The organism is Pseudomonas sp. DY-1 (assembly GCF_003626975.1).
GTDB lineage: Bacteria > Pseudomonadota > Gammaproteobacteria > Pseudomonadales > Pseudomonadaceae > Metapseudomonas.
In genome coordinates this window covers 3258571-3275950 of the sequence record NZ_CP032616.1, presented here as the reverse complement: position 1 = coordinate 3275950, position 17380 = coordinate 3258571, and the positions used below count along the sequence as shown (strand labels likewise).

Sequence of the window (17380 nt, the reverse complement as noted above, 5' to 3'; positions counted from 1 at the left end):
GTGGCGGATGAATAGCTTGGAGGGGCGATTTCAATCGCCAAGGGCAGCTCCGCTGCCCCTCACCGGCTTCGCAGGGCAGACCTCCGGCCTGTAGATGCGAATGAATTTGCCCCTACAGGTGTTCTTCACCTCAGGCATCCAGTTCTATTCGCCGCTCGCACCCCCCATCACACCGACCCGGACAGCTGCACCCCGTGCTGCTGCGGGCGGTGGCGCGTTCCATTCGCCTGGCTACGGGCTCGTCGTCGGCAAAGGGCAGCATGGTGGCTTCGTCCATTTGGCGTTGGCTCCTGCCACCCAGGCTGGCCTGGATGGCGAGGTAGAAGAAGGTCAGGGCAGCCAGGCTAAGCAGGGCGTATGCGCTTTCGCTATCCATGGGCCACCGCCTGCGGGACCGCGTCGGTGGTGCGCGTATCACCGGCGCGGATCGTGCGCCAGGTGTTCCAGGCCATCAGCAGCATGCCGGTGACGAAGAAGATGCCACCCACCATGCGCACCACGAATCCGGGGTGGCTGGCTTCCAGCGCTTCGACGAAGGAATAGGTGAGGGTGCCATCCTCGTTCACCGCGCGCCACATGAGGCCCTGGGTGATGCCGTTGACCCACATGGAGGCGATGTACAGAACGGTGCCGATGGTGGCCAGCCAGAAGTGGGCGTTGATCAGGCCGGTGCTGTGCATCTGCGCGCGGCCGTAGAGGCGCGGGATCAGGTGGTAGAGCGAGCCGATGGTGATCATCGCCACCCAGCCCAGCGCCCCGGCGTGCACGTGGCCGATGGTCCAGTCGGTGTAGTGGGACAGCGCGTTTACGGTCTTGATGGCCATCATCGGGCCTTCGAAGGTGCTCATGCCATAGAAGGCCAGCGACACCACGAGGAAGCGCAGGATTGGGTCGTCGCGCAACTTATGCCAGGCCCCGGAGAGGGTCATCATGCCGTTGATCATGCCGCCCCAGGATGGCGCCAGCAGGATGATCGACATCACCATGCCGAGGGACTGGGCCCAGTCCGGCAGGGCGGTGTAGTGCAGGTGGTGCGGGCCGGCCCAGATGTACAGGGTGATCAGTGCCCAGAAGTGCACGATGGACAGGCGGTAGGAGTACACCGGGCGCCCGGCCTGCTTGGGAATGAAGTAGTACATCATTCCGAGGAAGCCGGTGGTCAGGAAAAAGCCCACGGCGTTGTGCCCGTACCACCACTGCACCATGGCGTCGGTAGCGCCGGAATAGACCGAGTACGACTTGAACCAGCGCACCGGAATGGCCATGTGGTTGACGATGTGCAGCATCGCGGTGACCACGATGAAGGCGCCAAAGAACCAGTTGCCCACATAGATGTGCCTGGTCTTGCGCTTCATCACCGTACCGAAGAACACCACCGCGTAAGCGATCCAGACGATGCCCATCCATACCGCGCCGGTGAACTCCACCTCGGCGTATTCCTTGGTAGTGGTCAGGCCCTGGGGCAGGGTGACCAGGAGGATCACCACCAGTGCCTGCCAGCCCCAGAAGGTGAAGGCGGCAAGCCCACCACCGAACAATCGTGCCTGGCAGGTGCGCTGCACCGTGTAGTAGCTGGTAGCGAACAGGGCACTACCGCCGAAGGCGAAAATCACCAGGTTGGTGTGCAGCGGGCGCAGGCGGCCGAAGCTGGTCCAGGGCAGGTCGAGGTTCAGCGCCGGCCAGACGAGCTGGGCGGCGATGAACACGCCCATGCCCATGCCGACGATGCCCCAGACGAGCGTCATCAGGGCGAACTGGCGAACCACCTTGTAGTCGTAGGTCGGTTCCGGGATTGCGGTGTTCATGTGCGGGCCTTTCGGTTGAGAAGACTGAGCGGCCGCCATTCTGGAAACCCCGTCGCTGGGGAAACAGACTCAGATAAACGCACTTTTTAGTGCTCAGATCGGCTGGCGCCTTGTAGGAGCGAGCTTGCTCGCGAACCGCCGGCATTCGCGAGCAAGCTCGCTCCTGCAAGTCAATCTGATATGGTTTTTTGAGACGGACCTGAAGCTGTTTACGCCGGGCTCGCGCGCCCATAGTGAAGGCCCCCGCCCGCCTTGCTGGAGCCCGCTTGCATGTACCACTACGACGACTACGACCGCGCCCTGGTGCAGGAGCGCGTGGAGCAATTCCGCGACCAGGTGGCGCGGCGTATCAGCGGCGAGCTTTCCGAGGAAGAGTTCCTGCCGCTGCGTCTGCAGAACGGCCTCTACATGCAAAAGCACGCCTACATGCTGCGGGTCGCCATCCCCTACGGAACGCTGTCGTCTAGCCAGATGCGTTGCCTGGCGCGAATCGCCCGCGAACATGATCGCGGCTATGGCCACTTCACCACCCGGCAGAACATCCAGTTCAACTGGATCGAGTTGGCCGAGGTGCCGGACATCCTCCAGCAACTGGCCGAGGTGGAGATGCACGCGATCCAGACATCCGGCAACTGCGTGCGCAACATCACCACCGAAGCCTTCGCCGGGGTGGCCGCCGACGAGTTGCTGGACCCGCGACCACTGGCGGAAATTCTCCGCCAGTGGTCCACCATCAATCCGGAATTCCTCTTCCTGCCGCGCAAGTTCAAGATCGCGCTCTGCGCAGCCGAGCAGGATCGAGCCGCCGTGCAGATGCACGACATCGGCCTTTACCTGTACCGCGACGATGCGGGCGAAATGCGCCTGCGGGTATTGGTGGGCGGCGGCCTCGGCCGCACACCGATCCTCGGTCAGCAGATTCGTGACGGCCTGCACTGGCGACACTTGCTGTCCTATGTCGAAGCCATCCTGCGCGTCTACAACCGCCACGGCCGGCGCGACAACAAGTACAAGGCGCGGATCAAGATCCTGGTCAAGGCGCTGGGTATCGAAGCCTTTGCCCGCGAGGTGGAAGCCGAGTGGCAGCACCTGAAGGAGGGCCCGGCCGAGTTGACCGAGGCTGAGTACCAGCGCGTTGCCAGCAGCTTCGATGCACCGTCCTATGCCCGCCTGGATGAGGCCGACCTGGACTTCGGCAGCCAACTGGCGCGGGACCCGGAATTCGCCCGCTGGTGTGCGCGCAACCTGCAACCGCACAAGGTTCCGGGCTACGCCGCCGTCGTGCTGTCCACCAAGCCGGGACCGGATGCCCCGCCCGGAGATGTCACCGACGTCCAGATGGAGGCAGTAGCCGACTGGGCCGAGTGCTTCGGTTTCGGTGAAATCCGCATCGCCCACGAACAGAACCTGGCGCTGCCCGACGTGCGCAAGGCCGACCTGCACGCACTTTGGCTGAAGGCCCGCGACTGTGGCCTGGCGACCGCCAACATCGGCCTGCTCACCGACATCATTGCCTGCCCGGGCGGCGACTACTGTTCCCTGGCCAACGCCAAGTCCATCCCCATCGCCCAGGCCATCCAGGCGCGCTTCGTTGATCCAGCGGCACTTCAGGATCTGGGTGAGCTCAGCCTGAACATCTCCGGCTGCATGAACGCCTGCGGTCATCACCACATCGGCAACATCGGCATCCTCGGTGTGGATAAGGGCGGCAGCGAGTGGTACCAGATCACCCTCGGGGGCGCCCAGGGCATGGACAGCGAACTGGGCAAGGTGATCGGACCTTCCTTCAGCGCTGACGAGGTGCCGGACGTGATCGAAAAGGTGGTGGAAACCTTCCGCGACTATCGCGAGCCGGAGGAACGCTTCGTCGATACGGTGCGGCGCATCGGCCTGGATCCCTTCAAGGAACGGGTCTACGCCAAAGTGGGGGTACCGGCATGAACAACCTGATCAAACTTGTGGATGGTGAGGCTCGCCTGGTGGAAGACACCTGGACCCTGGTGCGCGAGGCGGGCGAAACCTTGCCGGATGGGCAACTGATCCTGCCGCTGGCGCTCTGGCGTGAGCGCGACGGCCGCGACGGGTTGTTGCTGCAACCGGACGATGAAGTCGAGCCGCTGGCACCGCTCTTGGAAGGAGTGCCCCTGATCGCCGTCGACTTTCCCAGCTTCCGTGACGGCCGCGGCTACAGCCAGGCCTACCTGCTGCGTACCCGCCTGGGCTGGCGCGGTGAGCTGCGTGCGGTCGGTGATGTGCTGCGTGACCAACTCAGCCATATGCGTCAGTGCGGCTTCGACGCCTTTGCCGTTCGCGAGGATAAATCCGCCGAGGATGCGCTGAAGGGATTGGCGGGTGTGAGTGTGCTTTATGGCCGTTCGGTGATAGAGCCAAGGCCACTGTTTCGCAGGCGCTGAGAGATTTCGTACATGAATGGTAAAAATTCCCTACTTAGCGCTGGATGATTTCTGACCTAGCATTTGCGGTTCGTTTATCCGAACTGGAAACCAATGGACAGCGATAGTTGTAAGCCGCCCCCTGCAACCCCGGGTGCGGCCGCCCCCCTTCCCGCCGGCGTCTACGCACGCCATTTCGAATTGCAGCGTCCCGCTGCCCACTCTTCGTGCATGTCGATGCAGCGCCCGCAGGCGCCGTTTGCGCCTGCCCGTAAACCTGGTTCGAGAGCCTGATCCCTATGGAATGGATAGTTGACCCTACGGCCTGGCTGGGCCTGCTGACTCTGATCGTCCTGGAGATCGTCCTCGGTATCGACAACCTGGTGTTCATCGCCATCCTGGCCGACAAGCTGCCCCCCCATCAGCGCGACCGTGCGCGATTGATCGGCCTGTCCCTGGCCCTGCTGATGCGCCTGGGTTTGCTGGCCAGTATTTCCTGGCTGGTCACCCTCACCACGCCGCTGTTCGAGGTGTTCGATAAGAGCTTCTCCGGCCGTGATCTGATCATGCTGTTCGGTGGTGTGTTCCTGTTGTTCAAGGCCACCATGGAATTGCACGAGCGCCTGGAAGGCCGCGTTCACAGCCAGGGGGGCAGCCGTGCCTACGCCTTGTTCTGGCCGGTAGTGGCGCAGATCGTGGTGCTGGATGCGGTGTTCTCCCTGGACGCGGTGATTACCGCCGTGGGCATGGTCGAACACCTGGAAGTGATGATGATCGCGGTGGTGGTGTCCATCGGCCTGATGATCATCGCCAGCAAGCCGCTGACTGCCTTCGTCAACGCCCACCCAACGGTGATCATGCTGTGTCTGGGCTTCCTGATGATGATTGGTTTCAGCCTGACGGCCGAAGGCCTGGGCTTCCATATCCCGAAAGGCTACCTGTATGCCGCCATCGGCTTCTCGCTGCTGATCGAGGCTGCCAACCAACTGGTGCGCTGGCGCCGCAAGCGCCAGCTCCAGGGCGACCGCAGCGTGCGTGAGCGAACTGCCCACGCCGTGCTCCGCCTGCTGGGTGGCCGTGGCGTGGAGGCCGATGAAGTAGGCGAGGAAATCGCCGACCTGTTGGATGGCGGCGACGCTGGCAAGGTGCCCTTCGACCGTCGTGAGCGGATCATGATCAGCGGCGTACTGGGATTGGCCGAGCGCCAGGTCCGTACGCTGATGACCAATCGCAGCGAGGTGGAGCGCATCGATCTCGACGACCCGCGCGAAAGCATCCGTGACGCCCTGCTGCGTTCGCCGCACTCGCGCTTGTTGGTGATCCGGGGCGGCGATGTGGATGAGCCCCTGGGCTATGTGCACAAGAAGGAACTGCTGCGCGAGTTGCTGCAGGGGCAGGAGCCGGAGTTCGAGCAGATGCTGCGGATTCCGCCGAACCTGCCGGAGAGCGCTTCCGTACTGGGCGCCCTGGAAGAAATGCGCAAGGCCTCTACCCACGTGGCGTTCGTCGTCAACGAATTCGGCGGCTTCGAGGGGCTGCTGACCATGACCGACATACTCGAGTCCATCGCCGGTGAGCTGCCTGACGCCAGTGAGGTGGATGGCCTGGATATCGAACCGTGCGATGAGGGCTGGAAGGTCAGTGGTGCGGTGAACCTCAGCCTGCTGGGGGAGCGCGTCGGCTTTGCCGCCAAGCCCGGCGAGGACTACCAGACCCTCGCAGGCCTGGCCATGAGTCTGCTGGATCGCCTGCCGGTCATCGGTGACTCCCTGGAAGTCGCAGGCTGGCAGTTGCAGGTGATCGAAGTGAAGGAGCGGCGGGTCAATCGCCTGCTGCTCAAGCCGCTGACAACAGCAACCTGATCACTTATGGGAGCGACTTCAGTCGCGAAATGAAGAAGGGCCGCGATGCGGCCCTTTTCTTTTGCTGAGGTCAGTTGGATTCGCGAATGAATTCGCTTCCACACAGGACGCCTCGGGCAACTCAGGGCTGCTTGTCCCCCTGGGCTTTCAGCAGGTCACGTATCTCGGTCAGCAGGGTTTCCTCGGGGGAGGGCGCCGGTGGCAGCTCGGGAGCAGCGGCTTCTTCGCGTTTGAGTTTGTTGATCACTTTCACCCCCATGAAGATGGCGAAGGCGACGATCACGAAGTCGAGGATTGTCTGGATGAACTTGCCATAACTCAACACTACAGCCGGGATTTCCCCCTCGGCGGCCTTGAGGATGATGGCCAGGTCGGAAAAGTCGACCCCGCCGATCAGCAGGCCAATGGGCGGCATGATCACGTCGCCCACGAAGGACGAGACGATCTTGCCGAAGGCAGCGCCAATGATGATGCCAACGGCCATGTCGACCACGTTGCCTTTGACGGCGAAGGCTTTGAATTCGTTGAGCAAGCTCATGTTTCACTCCCTGAGGTTCTGGATTCAACGCTGAAGTGTAATTCAGCAGGTCGAGGCTGCCAGCGACGGCCACCTCCTTGTGCCGGTGCTCATGCTAGGGGCCGGAGGTGGCAGTGCCAAGTCCGGGTGAGGTTTCCGTCAGGCGGCGCTTTCCGCCTGTGGTCCCTGGTCTAGCCTGAGAGTGAGGCTGCAAGAGGAGGGTCGCTGCCATGCCACTAGAACACCACCCGCTCAACCGTGAATTCCCAGAGTTCAAGGACACCATGCGCGCACTGCTGCAGAGCGATGCGCACTTTGCCCGGTTGGCGGGGGAGTACCAGGATCTGGATTCGCAAATCTACGAAGTCGAGGACGGCAACAAGGCCCTCGATGACAACATCCTGCACGGTTTGAAGGTGCAGAGGGTTGCCCTGAAGGACGAAATCGCCCGGATGCTCAAGAGTGCCAAGGGCTGACACTTTGATTTGATCGGGGTCAACAGCGCCAGGAAGGAGGCCGGATAGGCTGGCTCACCCTCTATCCGGAGCCAGTCCCATGCCTGCTACTAACCTCTCGTCCGGCGCGGATTTTTCGTCCGCGTCGTCGCTCTCCCCTGAGCGCCAGGAAGCCATCGAGCGTCTCGACCGCCTGCAACAACAGTACGATCTGCTGCAACGTCGCATCGCTCGCGTCGAGGAAGGCAGCGAGCCGCTGGACGGCTCCAGCCTTAGCGCCCTGCACATGCGCCTGGACGGCCTGAGCCAGGATCTCGAGCGCCAGCGTCGGCGCGCTAGCGGCCAATGCTGCAACTGCGGCGGCGGTTGCCGAGGCTGATCCGCTATCATGCGGGCTTTCGTTTTTCTGACGGAGTCCGCTGATGGCCAAGGCCAAGCGCATGTACGGCTGCACCGAGTGCGGCGCTACCTTCCCCAAATGGGCCGGCCAGTGTGCTGACTGTGGGGCCTGGAACACCCTGGTGGAAACCGTGCTGGAAGGCGCCGCCGCTACTTCCGGGGGGCGCGGCGGCTGGGCCGGCCAGCAGGCGCAGATCAAGACCCTGGCCGAGGTCAGCGTTGAGGAAATGCCGCGTTTTTCCACCGCTTCCACCGAGCTTGATCGGGTGCTCGGTGGTGGCTTGGTGGACGGGTCGGTGGTTCTGATCGGCGGCGATCCGGGCATCGGCAAATCCACCATCCTCCTGCAAACCCTCTGCAACATCGCCACGCGTCTGCCCGCGCTCTATGTCACCGGTGAGGAGTCCCAGCAACAGGTCGCCATGCGTGCCCGCCGCCTGGGCTTGCCGGAAGACAAGCTGAAGGTCATGACCGAGACCTGCATCGAAAGCATCATCGCCACCGCGCGGGTCGAGCAGCCCAAGGTGATGGTGATCGATTCCATCCAGACTATCTTCACCGAGCAATTGCAGTCCGCCCCTGGCGGCGTGGCCCAGGTCCGCGAGAGTGCGGCACTGCTGGTGCGTTTCGCCAAGCAGAGTGGCACGGCGATCTTCCTGGTCGGTCATGTGACCAAGGAAGGCGCCCTGGCTGGCCCGCGCGTGCTGGAGCACATGGTGGACACCGTGCTCTATTTCGAGGGCGAGTCCGACGGCCGACTGCGCCTGTTGCGGGCGGTGAAGAATCGTTTCGGTGCGGTCAACGAGCTGGGCGTGTTCGGCATGACGGACAAAGGCCTGAAGGAGGTTTCCAACCCCTCGGCGATCTTCCTCACACGCGCCCAGGAGTCCGTGCCCGGCAGCGTGGTAATGGCGACCTGGGAAGGCTCGCGGCCCATGCTGGTGGAGGTTCAGGCGCTGGTCGACACCAGCCACCTGGCCAACCCGCGACGGGTAACCCTGGGGCTGGACCAGAACCGCCTGGCCATGTTGCTGGCGGTATTGCACCGGCACGGCGGCATCCCGACCTACGATCAGGATGTGTTCCTCAACGTGGTTGGCGGTGTGAAGGTACTTGAGACCGCTTCCGACCTTGCGCTGATCGCCGCCATCATCTCCAGTCTGCGCAACCGCCCCCTGGCCCATGATGTGCTGGTGTTCGGTGAAGTGGGGTTGTCCGGTGAGGTACGTCCGGTGCCCAGCGGCCAGGAGCGCCTGAAGGAAGCCGCCAAGCATGGTTTCAAGCGGGCGATCGTGCCCAAGGGCAACGCCCCCAAGGAAGATCCGCCGGGCCTCACCGTGGTCGCGGTGACGCGCTTGGAGCAGGCGTTGGATGCGCTGTTCGAGTAGTTTTCGCGAATGAATTCGCTCCCACACGAAGAGCGAAAAGCCAATTGATTGCACGGACAGCCCCCTCTCCCTTTGGGAGAGGGCTGGGGTGGGGACTTTTTGGCAGAACTGCGACCTGCTAGGCGAATGAATTCGCCCCTACAGGAAAAGCGAGAAGGTCATTACTTGCACGGAGAGTTCCCTCTCCCTTTGGGAGAGGGCTGGGGGTGAGGGACCTTTGGCAGAACTGCGATCTGCTTGGCGAACGAATTCGCCCCTATAGGGAGCTTCAGCCCGGCGGGCTACTCCTCGCCCAGTGCCGTCAGTTCACGTTCCAGCAGTTCTTCGCTACCCAGGTTGAGTTCCACCAGGCGACGCAGGTGGCTGATGGAGTCGAGGTCGATATGGCGGCAGACGAATCCAAGTTGGTCGCCCTGGGCGCGAGTCAGTTCCACTTCCATCTCGACCTTGGCGTCTGCGCCCAGATCGACGCGCACGTCGAACGGCCTTGCCGGATCGCCATCCCAGTCAGCCGGGCGGATCACCAGCAAGCCCTTGAGGGAAATGTCATGCAGCTCCGCCGTCCAGCGCTTGTCGCCCTGGTTGATTGTGGTGGCGGCGTCGAAGTTGATGCGGTGGAAGCGCCGACGGTCGTTGGCGATTTCACTCATGGTCATGCTCCTGAGAGATTTCATCCACTATAGCCAAGGCCAACGAGACTGTTCATTCGCCGCGGCGACGCCTGAACCAGAAAAACGACAGGGCCAGGATCAGCGCTCCAGCCCCGGCGAGCAGGTACTTGTAGGGGCGCAAGCTGTTGCGCAGTTGCTTCCCGCGCTCCTCCCAGACACGCTTGCCCGCGGCGTCGAAATCAGGCTCCTCGCAGTTCCGTCCGAAATTGGCTGCCCAGGGCACATAGGGGCCGTGCTGCACATAACGCCGGTAGTAGCCGCGCGCGTCTTCCAGATTGCTGCTGAGCAGGAAGCCGGTTGCCTTGCACAGCACCGCGGCGAAGGCCTGGCTATTTTGCGGCAACTGGTCGGCGGCCCGCCCGGCCAGATGCGCGGCGACCCAGCGATAGTGATAGCGGGTGTTGGGCTGGGCGAGGTTGTCGTTCTGTCGCTTGGCTTCGTCTGCACTCAGCAGGTCGCCCGCTTGCTGTTGCCCCACCTGGAGCAGGGCGAAGGAGCCGCCTAGGCTGTGAAAGTCTGGCGACATCTCGTAACCCAGCAGTTCCATGCCCTGCTCGCGGGCGATCAGCGCGGCTTTATAGAGGGCTTCGGCGCGCCCGGTAGCGGTCCAGCGGTTATCCGCCTCCTCGCGGGCCTGGCCATAGCGACGGGCGGTTTCGCGCAGTTCAACATCATCGAAGTAAGGCAATGCCTCGTTGTAATGGCCTTCGCGCAGCAGACGCCGGGCCAGAAGGTTGCGCAGTTGGGCCGCGACCGGGCGTGGCTGGTAGTTCTCGCGCTCTTCCGCAGTCTGCGGCTTGGGCTCTGGCACCTTGGCGTCGACATAGCCCTTGAGCTCTTCCAGGGTCAGCACGCGCTCGGCGATGGTGGCGCTGTCCCACCAGTAGATATCGCCGCTGTGCCAGAGCAGGTCGAAGGCGTCCAGATAGTCGCCGCGCTGGAGCGAAAGGATGGCGTTCTCGCCGTCCACTCGGCAGCGCGGCTTCACGTCCTCCCAATCCCAATCTGCGGTGCGCCGGTAGCCCCAGTCTTCTTCCTTCGGGAAGTCCCGCGCGGCCTTGGCATAGGCCTCGGTGGCGCGGGTCGCGTCGCCATCGCGCAAGGCCAGCTTGGCCCGCAGCCACCAGGCAAGCCCACTGTCGCCGGCCTTGGCGACGAAGTGCTCGGCCTCAGAGTAGCGCCCGAACTGGTAGCTCAGGGCGGCCAGGCGATCGGCATTGGCCAGGTCGGCACCAGCGTTCTCGATCAGTAGCGTACTGATGCGTTCATCACCGCTCTGCTCACCGTCGATGCGGCTGAGCAGGCGAGCGGTGAGCAGGTGCTGCACTTCGGGTAGGGCCAGCAGTGGCGCCAGCTCCTCGTTGGGCATGCGCGCCAGTTCGCCAGCGAGTTGGCGCAGGGAGCTGTAGCCGGTACTGGATCGATGGGCCGTCTGGCTGGCATAGAGACGGATGGCGCTGGCCCAGTCACCGGCCAGGTAGTCCAGGCGGGCTTCCTCGCCGAGGCTGGCGATGCCCAGTTCCAGCGGGTCGGCATAGCCTTGGATGGCGAGCTGGCGAGTCTGCTGGAACGCTTCCCGCGCGGACTGGGCTGCATCCTGCATGAACAGGCGCTGATCTTCCTCACTGCGCTGGGTTGCTTCGACGGGTACGCCTTCGGGGCGGCTCAGATTGGCCTGGGCTCGCCCCAGGGAGTAGGCGGCCCAGGTACCGCGCAAGCGGCGTTGGTCCGCCGGAAGTTCCAGCACGCGGCGAAAGTAGTCGCTGGCCAGCAGGTAGTCCTGCTGGGCGAAGGCCACCGCGCCGGCACTGTAGAGGCGCAGCTCTGCGGGCAGCTCCTGGCCCTGGTCTTCGACCTGGCGGGAGTCAGTCAACGTACGCAGGCGTTTTATCTGCTGGTAGAGGGTGTCTCCCAGTTCCTTCTGTTCGATCTCGTCGCGCTGCTGGAGGTATCGCTCTCCACCGTCGTCCCAGTAGCCCGCCAGGGTGGCATCGCCGGACTGGCCGAGGCCGGGCACCGGTTTGCCCAGACGCGCCGCTTCGAACGCGAAGTTGCCCTCAGGCAGTTCGGCCAGGGTCTGCGCACGGTCGCCCAGCAGGCTCAGGGGAAAATCCGGCCCGCAGGCCTGGGCACTCAATACCGGCAGGCAGAGTGCAATGGCCAGCGCCAGTCGCCGGCTGCGTTCAGGGGTAGACATGGGATCCTCCTTGATCGACTTGCTGGCAGCGTGCCCAACCCAGGGCACGTTGCTGGCCGGCGGAGAGCTGGCCTTCGGTGTGGCGGGTGAATACCAGGGCACTGGCCGTACGTTCCAGGCGATAGCCGGCCAGGGCATCGGCAGCATCGCAGGCTTGCGCCGGCAGCTCGATGCGTTCCGGCAACGCGGCGGCAAGGTTGCCTTGATTGGTCAGGACCAGTTCGTGGAGCGGCCCATGCTGACTGACCTGTGGCCGGATATCCGCGTATAGCTCGTCGCCGCGCGCTACAGCCTTGAGGGTGTCGAGCGGCCAGGCACGACGGTCGCCGGCCAGCGGCAGGCGGAACCAGATGACGCCGGCCAGGTGCGCGGGAGGCGTCTGCCGTAGTTCGGTGAGCAATTCGGCCAGTTGCCGCGGGTCTGCCTGTAGTTCACGGCGCGGTCCGGCAAGCGCCAGCGGGCTTTCACTTTCCACCACGCCGTTCACCAGGGCGATGCCATAGGCGGGCAAGGCGAGTTGGAAGGGGCGGTCGCTGATCTGGCTCCAGCGCCGGGTCCAGGTCAGGGCGCGGGCAGGGTCGAACAGTCCGTTCGCCGGGGCGTTGACTGCATGGACCTGCAGCACGCTGCTGTCCACCTCGCGCAGCAAATCGACGAGGGCGGGGCTGTCGAGCCAGGCGGGCAGGGCGGTAATACTGAGTTTCAGCTCCGTTGGCAGCGCTTGGCGCAGTTCACCGAGGAAGGCGCGATAGGCTGGCAGGCGTGCACTGGCGCAATCGTGGTCGATCTCCAGCCCCTGCACGGCGAGGCCCAGCGCGCGCCAGTCGTTCATCAGCGCGAGGATATCGTCGCGGGTGCGCTGTAGGTCCAGCTCCGGCAGTTGGCCATCCAGCCGCACGACGGCCACCAGCGGACGGCTATCGGCTTTGAGCATCCCTGCATTCACCCTGATACGAGACCAGCCTGCGCCGGGATGGGCCTGGGCGGCGAGCACTCGAAGGGTAGAAAAGTCGGCGCGGCTGGCAGCCAGCGCATCTGCGTGGGCGGGCCGCCATTGGCGTTGCCAGATGTAGAGCTGCTGGTCGAGCGCTTGTGGTATTTCCGGCCGACAGCCAGCCTCGCCGAGCAGCAGAAGGGCGAGGGCGACACGGAGATAGGGGACAGGCATGGATGCGACGCGCACTGGGGCGGTGTCCTTGGGCATTCGAGCCGGAGTGCGGCGAATTACATCCGCATTCCCAGGTGCCGGCAAGGCCTGCCGGCGCTGGTTTGACAGTTCCCCATCCGTCACCAAAGCTCCTTAGGCGGTTTCTCTATAAATCCATGCGGAGCGCAGAATATGGATAAGCGACTGCTGAGCAAGGGGTTGATCGTAGGACTGCTGAGTGCGGCGAGTCTGGCTGCACAAGCGGACCAGGCCGGGGGTGGCGGCTGCGGCTGGGGCAACATGGTGTTCGAAGGTCAGCGTGGCCTCGTGCCACATCTGCTGGCCACCACCACCAACGGTACGTCAGGTAATGCCACCTTCGGCCTGACTTCGGGGACCAACGGTTGCGATTCCAGCGTCCGCATTGGCTATGGAGGCCGGTCCTTGCTTGCCATGAACGGCATGCTGGACAACATTGCCGAGGACATGGCCCAGGGCAAGGGCGAGGCACTGGATGCCTATGCGACCCTGCTGGGTATCGAACAGGGCGACCGCGCGCACTTCGCCCAGGTCACCCAGGCCAATTTCTCTACCATCTTCTCCGGCTCGGACGTCACCGGGGAGCAAGTACTTGCCGCGACCCTGGACGTGATGAGCCGCGACCACCAGCTGGCCCGCTATGCCAAGCAGCCGAGTTAAGTTCCGCAGCGCATAAAAGAGCCGGGCAATGCCCGGCTTTTTTCTAGCCCCCGGTCGTGCAAAGGGTCATTGCAGACGGTGGCCAGCCACCGGTTGCCTCCAGACGGACTAAGCTTGTGCGGCAGCTTGTTTGTCCATCCATTCGGAGCTTCCTATGAACAATAACAACAGCGTCCTGCGCCACCTGCCATGGGCAGTGCTGGCTGTGGTCGGCGCCTGTGCTCTGGGCGTCGTCGCGTTGCGTCGCGGCGAAGCGATCAACGCCCTGTGGATTGTGGTGGCCGCCGTTGCCCTTTATCTGGTTGCCTACCGCTACTACAGCCTGTTTATCGCCAACAAGGTGATGCAGCTCGACCCCGCCCGTGCCACACCGGCGATCATCCATAACGACGGTCTGGACTACGTTCCGACCAACAAGCATGTGCTCTTTGGTCACCACTTCGCCGCCATTGCCGGTGCCGGTCCGCTGGTGGGCCCGGTACTCGCCGCGCAGATGGGCTACCTGCCCGGCACGCTCTGGCTGATCGCCGGCGTGGTGCTGGCCGGTGCGGTGCAGGACTTCATGGTGCTGTTCATTTCCAGTCGTCGAGACGGCCGGTCCCTTGGCGAGCTGGTGCGCGAGGAAATGGGGCAGGTCCCTGGCACCATTGCGCTGTTCGGCGCTTTCCTGATCATGGTCATCATCCTCGCGGTGCTCTCGCTGATCGTGGTGAAAGCCCTGGCCGAAAGCCCGTGGGGTATGTTCACCGTGATGGCCACCATCCCCATCGCGATGTTGATGGGCATCTACATGCGCTACATCCGCCCGGGGCGCATCGGTGAGATTTCGGTGGTGGGCGTGGTGCTGCTGCTGACATCCATCTGGCTGGGTGGCCAGGTGGCTGCTGACCCGGTCTGGGGCCCGGCCTTCACCTTCACCGGTGTGCAGATCACCTGGATGCTGATCGGCTACGGCTTCGTGGCCGCCGTGCTGCCAGTGTGGCTGGTGCTGGCGCCACGTGATTACCTGTCGACCTTCCTGAAGATCGGCACCATCGTCGCGCTGGCCATCGGCATCCTGATCACCATGCCGGAACTGAAAATGCCGGCGCTGACCCAGTTCGTCGACGGCACCGGTCCGGTGTGGAAGGGCGCCCTGTTCCCCTTCCTGTTCATCACCATCGCCTGCGGCGCCGTTTCCGGCTTCCACGCGCTAATCAGTTCCGGCACCACACCCAAGCTGCTGTCCAGTGAGTCCCATGCCCGCTACATCGGCTACGGCGGCATGCTGATGGAGTCCTTCGTCGCCATCATGGCCATGGTCGCCGCCTCGGTGATCGAGCCGGGTGTGTACTTCGCCATGAACAGCCCGCCTGCCGTGGTAGGTGCGGATGTCGCCAGCGTGGCCGCGGCGGTCAGCAACTGGGGCTTCGCCATCACGCCCGAGGCACTGGAGGCCACCGCCAAGGACATCGGCGAGCACACCATCCTGGCCCGCGCCGGTGGTGCGCCGACTCTGGCCGTGGGTATCGCGCAGATCCTTCACCAGGTGCTGCCGGGTGAGAACACCATGGCCTTCTGGTACCACTTCGCGATCCTCTTCGAGGCACTGTTCATCCTCACCGCGGTGGACGCCGGTACCCGTGCCGGGCGCTTCATGCTGCAGGACCTTCTGGGTGAGTTCGTACCGACACTCAGCAACACTGAGTCCTGGACCGCCAACGTCATCGCCACCGCCGGTTGCGTGGCCATGTGGGGCTGGCTGCTGTACCAGGGCGTGATCGACCCGCTGGGCGGTATCAACACCCTGTGGCCGCTGTTCGGCATTTCCAACCAGATGCTGGCGGGCATCGCCCTGATGCTGGGTTGCGTGGTGCTGATCAAGATGAAGCGCCAGCGCTACGTCTGGGTGACGCTGATTCCGGCCACCTGGCTGCTGATCTGCACCACCACTGCGGGCCTGATCAAGCTGCTCGACCCGAACCCGGCCGTTGGTTTCCTGGCCCTGGCCAAGAAGTACAGCGATGCGCTCGAGGCTGGCCAAATCATGGCACCGGCCAAGGACATTACCCAGATGCAGCATGTGATCTTCAACGCCTACACCAACGCGACCCTGACCGTGCTGTTCCTCTTCGTGGTACTGAGCATCCTGTTCTACGCCATCAAGGTGGGACGCAGCGCCTGGATGAAACCGGAGCGCACCGACAAGGAATCGCCGTTCCAGCCGATTCCGGACGCATGAGGAGGCCGCGCGTATGTTCAATGACTTGAGCCGCATGGGGAAATACCTCGGGCAGGCCGCGCGAATGCTCGTGGGCATGCCCGACTACGACAATTACGTCGAACACATGCACAACAAGCACCCGGACAAGCCGGTAATGACTTACGAGGAGTTCTTCCGCGAGCGCCAGGAGGCGCGTTACGGCGGTGGCAAGGGACGGCCCGTGCGTTGTTGCTGAGCTGAAAGGCAGAGGCAAGGAGCGCCACGCGTTGTCGTGGCGCTTTTTTTTGTGCTCAGTTGCTGGACCGGTGAAGCGCGGTCCACTCCACGTGACGTGCCACCTGGGCCCGGTGCGAACCGGCCCGCAGTCCCAACAATCCGGCAGCCAGACACAAGTGACTGGCACGCACGATCACGACGCCGTCGATGGTGATGGTTCTAATCCTTCCCAGCCCTCAACGGAGCAGGGCGGGAGGGAACCATGAAGAAGACGTTCTGCCTGTTGCTGTGCACGTTGCTGACCGCGTTTGCCCAGGCCGAAGAGGTTTTGCGGGTCTACAACTGGACCAACTACATCGATCCCGAGGTGCTCGCCGCTTTCCAGCGTGAAAGCGGGATTCGCGTCGAGTACACCACTTTCAATACTGCCGCTGACCTGGATGCGGCCCTGGCCGGGTCGGCGCAGTACGACCTGGTGGTGCCCTCGCATTTCCAGCTCACAAGGTTGATCGGCGAAAAGCGCCTGCAGTCTCTGGATTTCGCTCAGTTGCCCCATTACGGCAGCCTGGACCCTGCACTGCTGGCCATGCTGGCCGGATTCGATTCTGCGAACCGCTACGTGGTGCCCTATCTCTGGGGCTCGGTTGGCCTGGTGAGCAATCCGTCCCTGGCTGAAGCGGCGCTTGGCGGTGCCTTGCCAAACAGCTGGAGCCTGCTCTTCGACGAGCAGCAGCGATCGCGCCTGGCGGGCTGCGGCCTGGGAATGCTGGATGCACCGGAGGAGACCCTTTCACTATGGCTCAACTATCGAGGCCGTAACCTGAGCAAGGCAGGCACCCGGCAGATTGACCAGGCCGGCAAGCAGTTGCTGGCCATGCAGGGGCAGTTCCGTAACCTGGACAACGACGGCTATGTCGGCGACCTCGCCAGCGGCAAGCTCTGTGTGGCCATGGCCTGGGTTGGACATGCGCTGACGGCGGCGGAAAAGAACCCTGCGCTGCGTTTTCGGATTCCTGATGAGGGTGCCCTGGTGTTTATCGACAGCCTGGCGATTCCCGCCAATGCCGCGCGGCCCGACCTTGCCTACCGGTTCATCGACTATCTGCTGAAGCCCGAGAATGCGCGGCGCAATGCCCTGGCATCGCGCTTCTATTCGCCCATGGCGGCAGATTCGCCGGAAATGGCCCGGCTGGCGCAGGAGCAACCGATGCTGGTGCCCGACCAGGCAGAGCGAAAGCGCCTGTACTTCCTGGAGCGCCTGAAGCCAGAGCAGAAAACGCACGTCGACGCGCTGTGGCAGCAGATCAAGGCGGCGCGTACTGCGTTGTGAGGGGTGGAGCATCCTGAGGCCTTGGAGGTATGCGGATTTCCAGATCAAGGTCTCATCCTCGATTGGCAAGATTGCGCGAGAGGCGCGGGCTTCCCTCA

The 17380-nt window shown here is 63.6% G+C and carries 16 protein-coding genes; 10 read left to right on the top strand and 6 right to left on the bottom strand.

Annotated elements, in window-relative coordinates; all coding sequences use genetic code 11:
* Positions 1 to 130: 130 nt before the first annotated feature.
* Together D6Z43_RS15435 and ccoN are read right to left on the bottom strand one after the other, a co-directional pair.
* Positions 131 to 376, bottom strand: a complete 246-nt coding sequence (locus D6Z43_RS15435) for a cbb3-type cytochrome c oxidase subunit 3 (protein WP_120653030.1) — start codon at positions 374 to 376, stop codon at positions 131 to 133.
* Entirely contained in the window at positions 369 to 1805 is a 1437-nt protein-coding gene (ccoN, locus tag D6Z43_RS15430) for a cytochrome-c oxidase, cbb3-type subunit I (protein WP_120653029.1), read from the bottom strand. Before ccoN ends, D6Z43_RS15435 begins: the two co-directional genes overlap by 8 nt.
* Positions 1806 to 2075: 270 nt before the next feature.
* On the opposite strand from ccoN, the gene D6Z43_RS15425 reads away from it, so the two are divergent.
* From D6Z43_RS15425 to D6Z43_RS15415, 3 genes are all read left to right on the top strand, one after another.
* Positions 2076 to 3746 carry a nitrite/sulfite reductase gene (locus tag D6Z43_RS15425; protein WP_120653028.1) on the top strand — a complete coding sequence of 557 codons (1671 nt, stop codon included), beginning with the start codon at positions 2076 to 2078 and terminating at the stop codon, positions 3744 to 3746.
* Positions 3743 to 4219 carry a DUF934 domain-containing protein gene (locus D6Z43_RS15420; protein WP_120653027.1) on the top strand — a complete coding sequence of 159 codons (477 nt, stop codon included), beginning with the start codon at positions 3743 to 3745 and terminating at the stop codon, positions 4217 to 4219. The genes D6Z43_RS15425 and D6Z43_RS15420 overlap by 4 nt, the downstream gene beginning before the upstream one ends.
* 278 nt (positions 4220 to 4497) lie before the next feature.
* Complete coding sequence (locus D6Z43_RS15415; protein WP_120653026.1) at positions 4498 to 6060, top strand: TerC family protein; 1563 nt, start codon at positions 4498 to 4500, stop codon at positions 6058 to 6060.
* A gap of 121 nt (positions 6061 to 6181) precedes the next feature.
* On the opposite strand, the gene mscL is transcribed toward D6Z43_RS15415, so the two are convergent.
* Positions 6182 to 6598 (bottom strand): large-conductance mechanosensitive channel protein MscL, encoded by a 417-nt coding sequence (gene mscL / locus D6Z43_RS15410; RefSeq protein ID WP_120653025.1) that lies wholly within the window; start codon positions 6596 to 6598, stop codon positions 6182 to 6184.
* A gap of 209 nt (positions 6599 to 6807) precedes the next feature.
* On the opposite strand from mscL, the gene D6Z43_RS15405 reads away from it, so the two are divergent.
* From D6Z43_RS15405 to radA, 3 genes are all read left to right on the top strand, one after another.
* Positions 6808 to 7053 (top strand): YdcH family protein, encoded by a 246-nt coding sequence (locus D6Z43_RS15405; RefSeq protein ID WP_120653024.1) that lies wholly within the window; start codon positions 6808 to 6810, stop codon positions 7051 to 7053.
* A 79-nt stretch (positions 7054 to 7132) separates the two neighbouring features.
* A complete protein-coding gene (locus D6Z43_RS15400) occupies positions 7133 to 7411 on the top strand; it encodes a hypothetical protein (RefSeq protein WP_120653023.1) in 279 nt (92 codons plus the stop codon).
* Between the two features lie 43 nt (positions 7412 to 7454).
* Positions 7455 to 8819 (top strand): DNA repair protein RadA, encoded by a 1365-nt coding sequence (gene radA / locus D6Z43_RS15395; protein WP_120653022.1) that lies wholly within the window; start codon positions 7455 to 7457, stop codon positions 8817 to 8819.
* 281 nt (positions 8820 to 9100) lie between these two features.
* Here radA and D6Z43_RS15390 read toward each other — a convergent pair whose 3' ends face one another.
* The 3 genes from D6Z43_RS15390 to D6Z43_RS15380 are packed head-to-tail and all read right to left on the bottom strand — an operon-like array spanning position 9101 to position 12855.
* On the bottom strand, positions 9101 to 9469 hold the full coding sequence (locus D6Z43_RS15390) for a PilZ domain-containing protein (protein WP_120653021.1): 369 nt from the start codon (positions 9467 to 9469) through the stop codon (positions 9101 to 9103).
* Positions 9470 to 9521: 52 nt separating this feature from the next.
* The gene (locus D6Z43_RS15385; protein WP_120653020.1) at positions 9522 to 11687 is read right to left on the bottom strand and encodes a hypothetical protein; all 2166 of its coding nucleotides are present in this window, start codon (positions 11685 to 11687) and stop codon (positions 9522 to 9524) included.
* The gene (locus D6Z43_RS15380; RefSeq protein ID WP_120655277.1) at positions 11674 to 12855 is read right to left on the bottom strand and encodes a DUF3142 domain-containing protein; all 1182 of its coding nucleotides are present in this window, start codon (positions 12853 to 12855) and stop codon (positions 11674 to 11676) included. Before D6Z43_RS15380 ends, D6Z43_RS15385 begins: the two co-directional genes overlap by 14 nt.
* Before the next feature lie 171 nt (positions 12856 to 13026).
* On the opposite strand from D6Z43_RS15380, the gene D6Z43_RS15375 reads away from it, so the two are divergent.
* The 4 genes from D6Z43_RS15375 (at position 13027) to D6Z43_RS15360 (ending at position 17282) form a co-directional block, all read left to right on the top strand.
* Complete coding sequence (locus D6Z43_RS15375; RefSeq protein ID WP_120653019.1) at positions 13027 to 13533, top strand: DUF3015 domain-containing protein; 507 nt, start codon at positions 13027 to 13029, stop codon at positions 13531 to 13533.
* 154 nt (positions 13534 to 13687) lie between these two features.
* Entirely contained in the window at positions 13688 to 15754 is a 2067-nt protein-coding gene (locus tag D6Z43_RS15370) for a carbon starvation CstA family protein (protein ID WP_120653018.1), read from the top strand.
* Positions 15755 to 15767: 13 nt separating this feature from the next.
* Positions 15768 to 15971 carry a YbdD/YjiX family protein gene (locus D6Z43_RS15365; protein ID WP_120653017.1) on the top strand — a complete coding sequence of 68 codons (204 nt, stop codon included), beginning with the start codon at positions 15768 to 15770 and terminating at the stop codon, positions 15969 to 15971.
* A gap of 243 nt (positions 15972 to 16214) precedes the next feature.
* Entirely contained in the window at positions 16215 to 17282 is a 1068-nt protein-coding gene (locus D6Z43_RS15360; RefSeq protein ID WP_120653016.1) for an extracellular solute-binding protein, read from the top strand.
* Positions 17283 to 17380 lie beyond the last annotated feature (98 nt).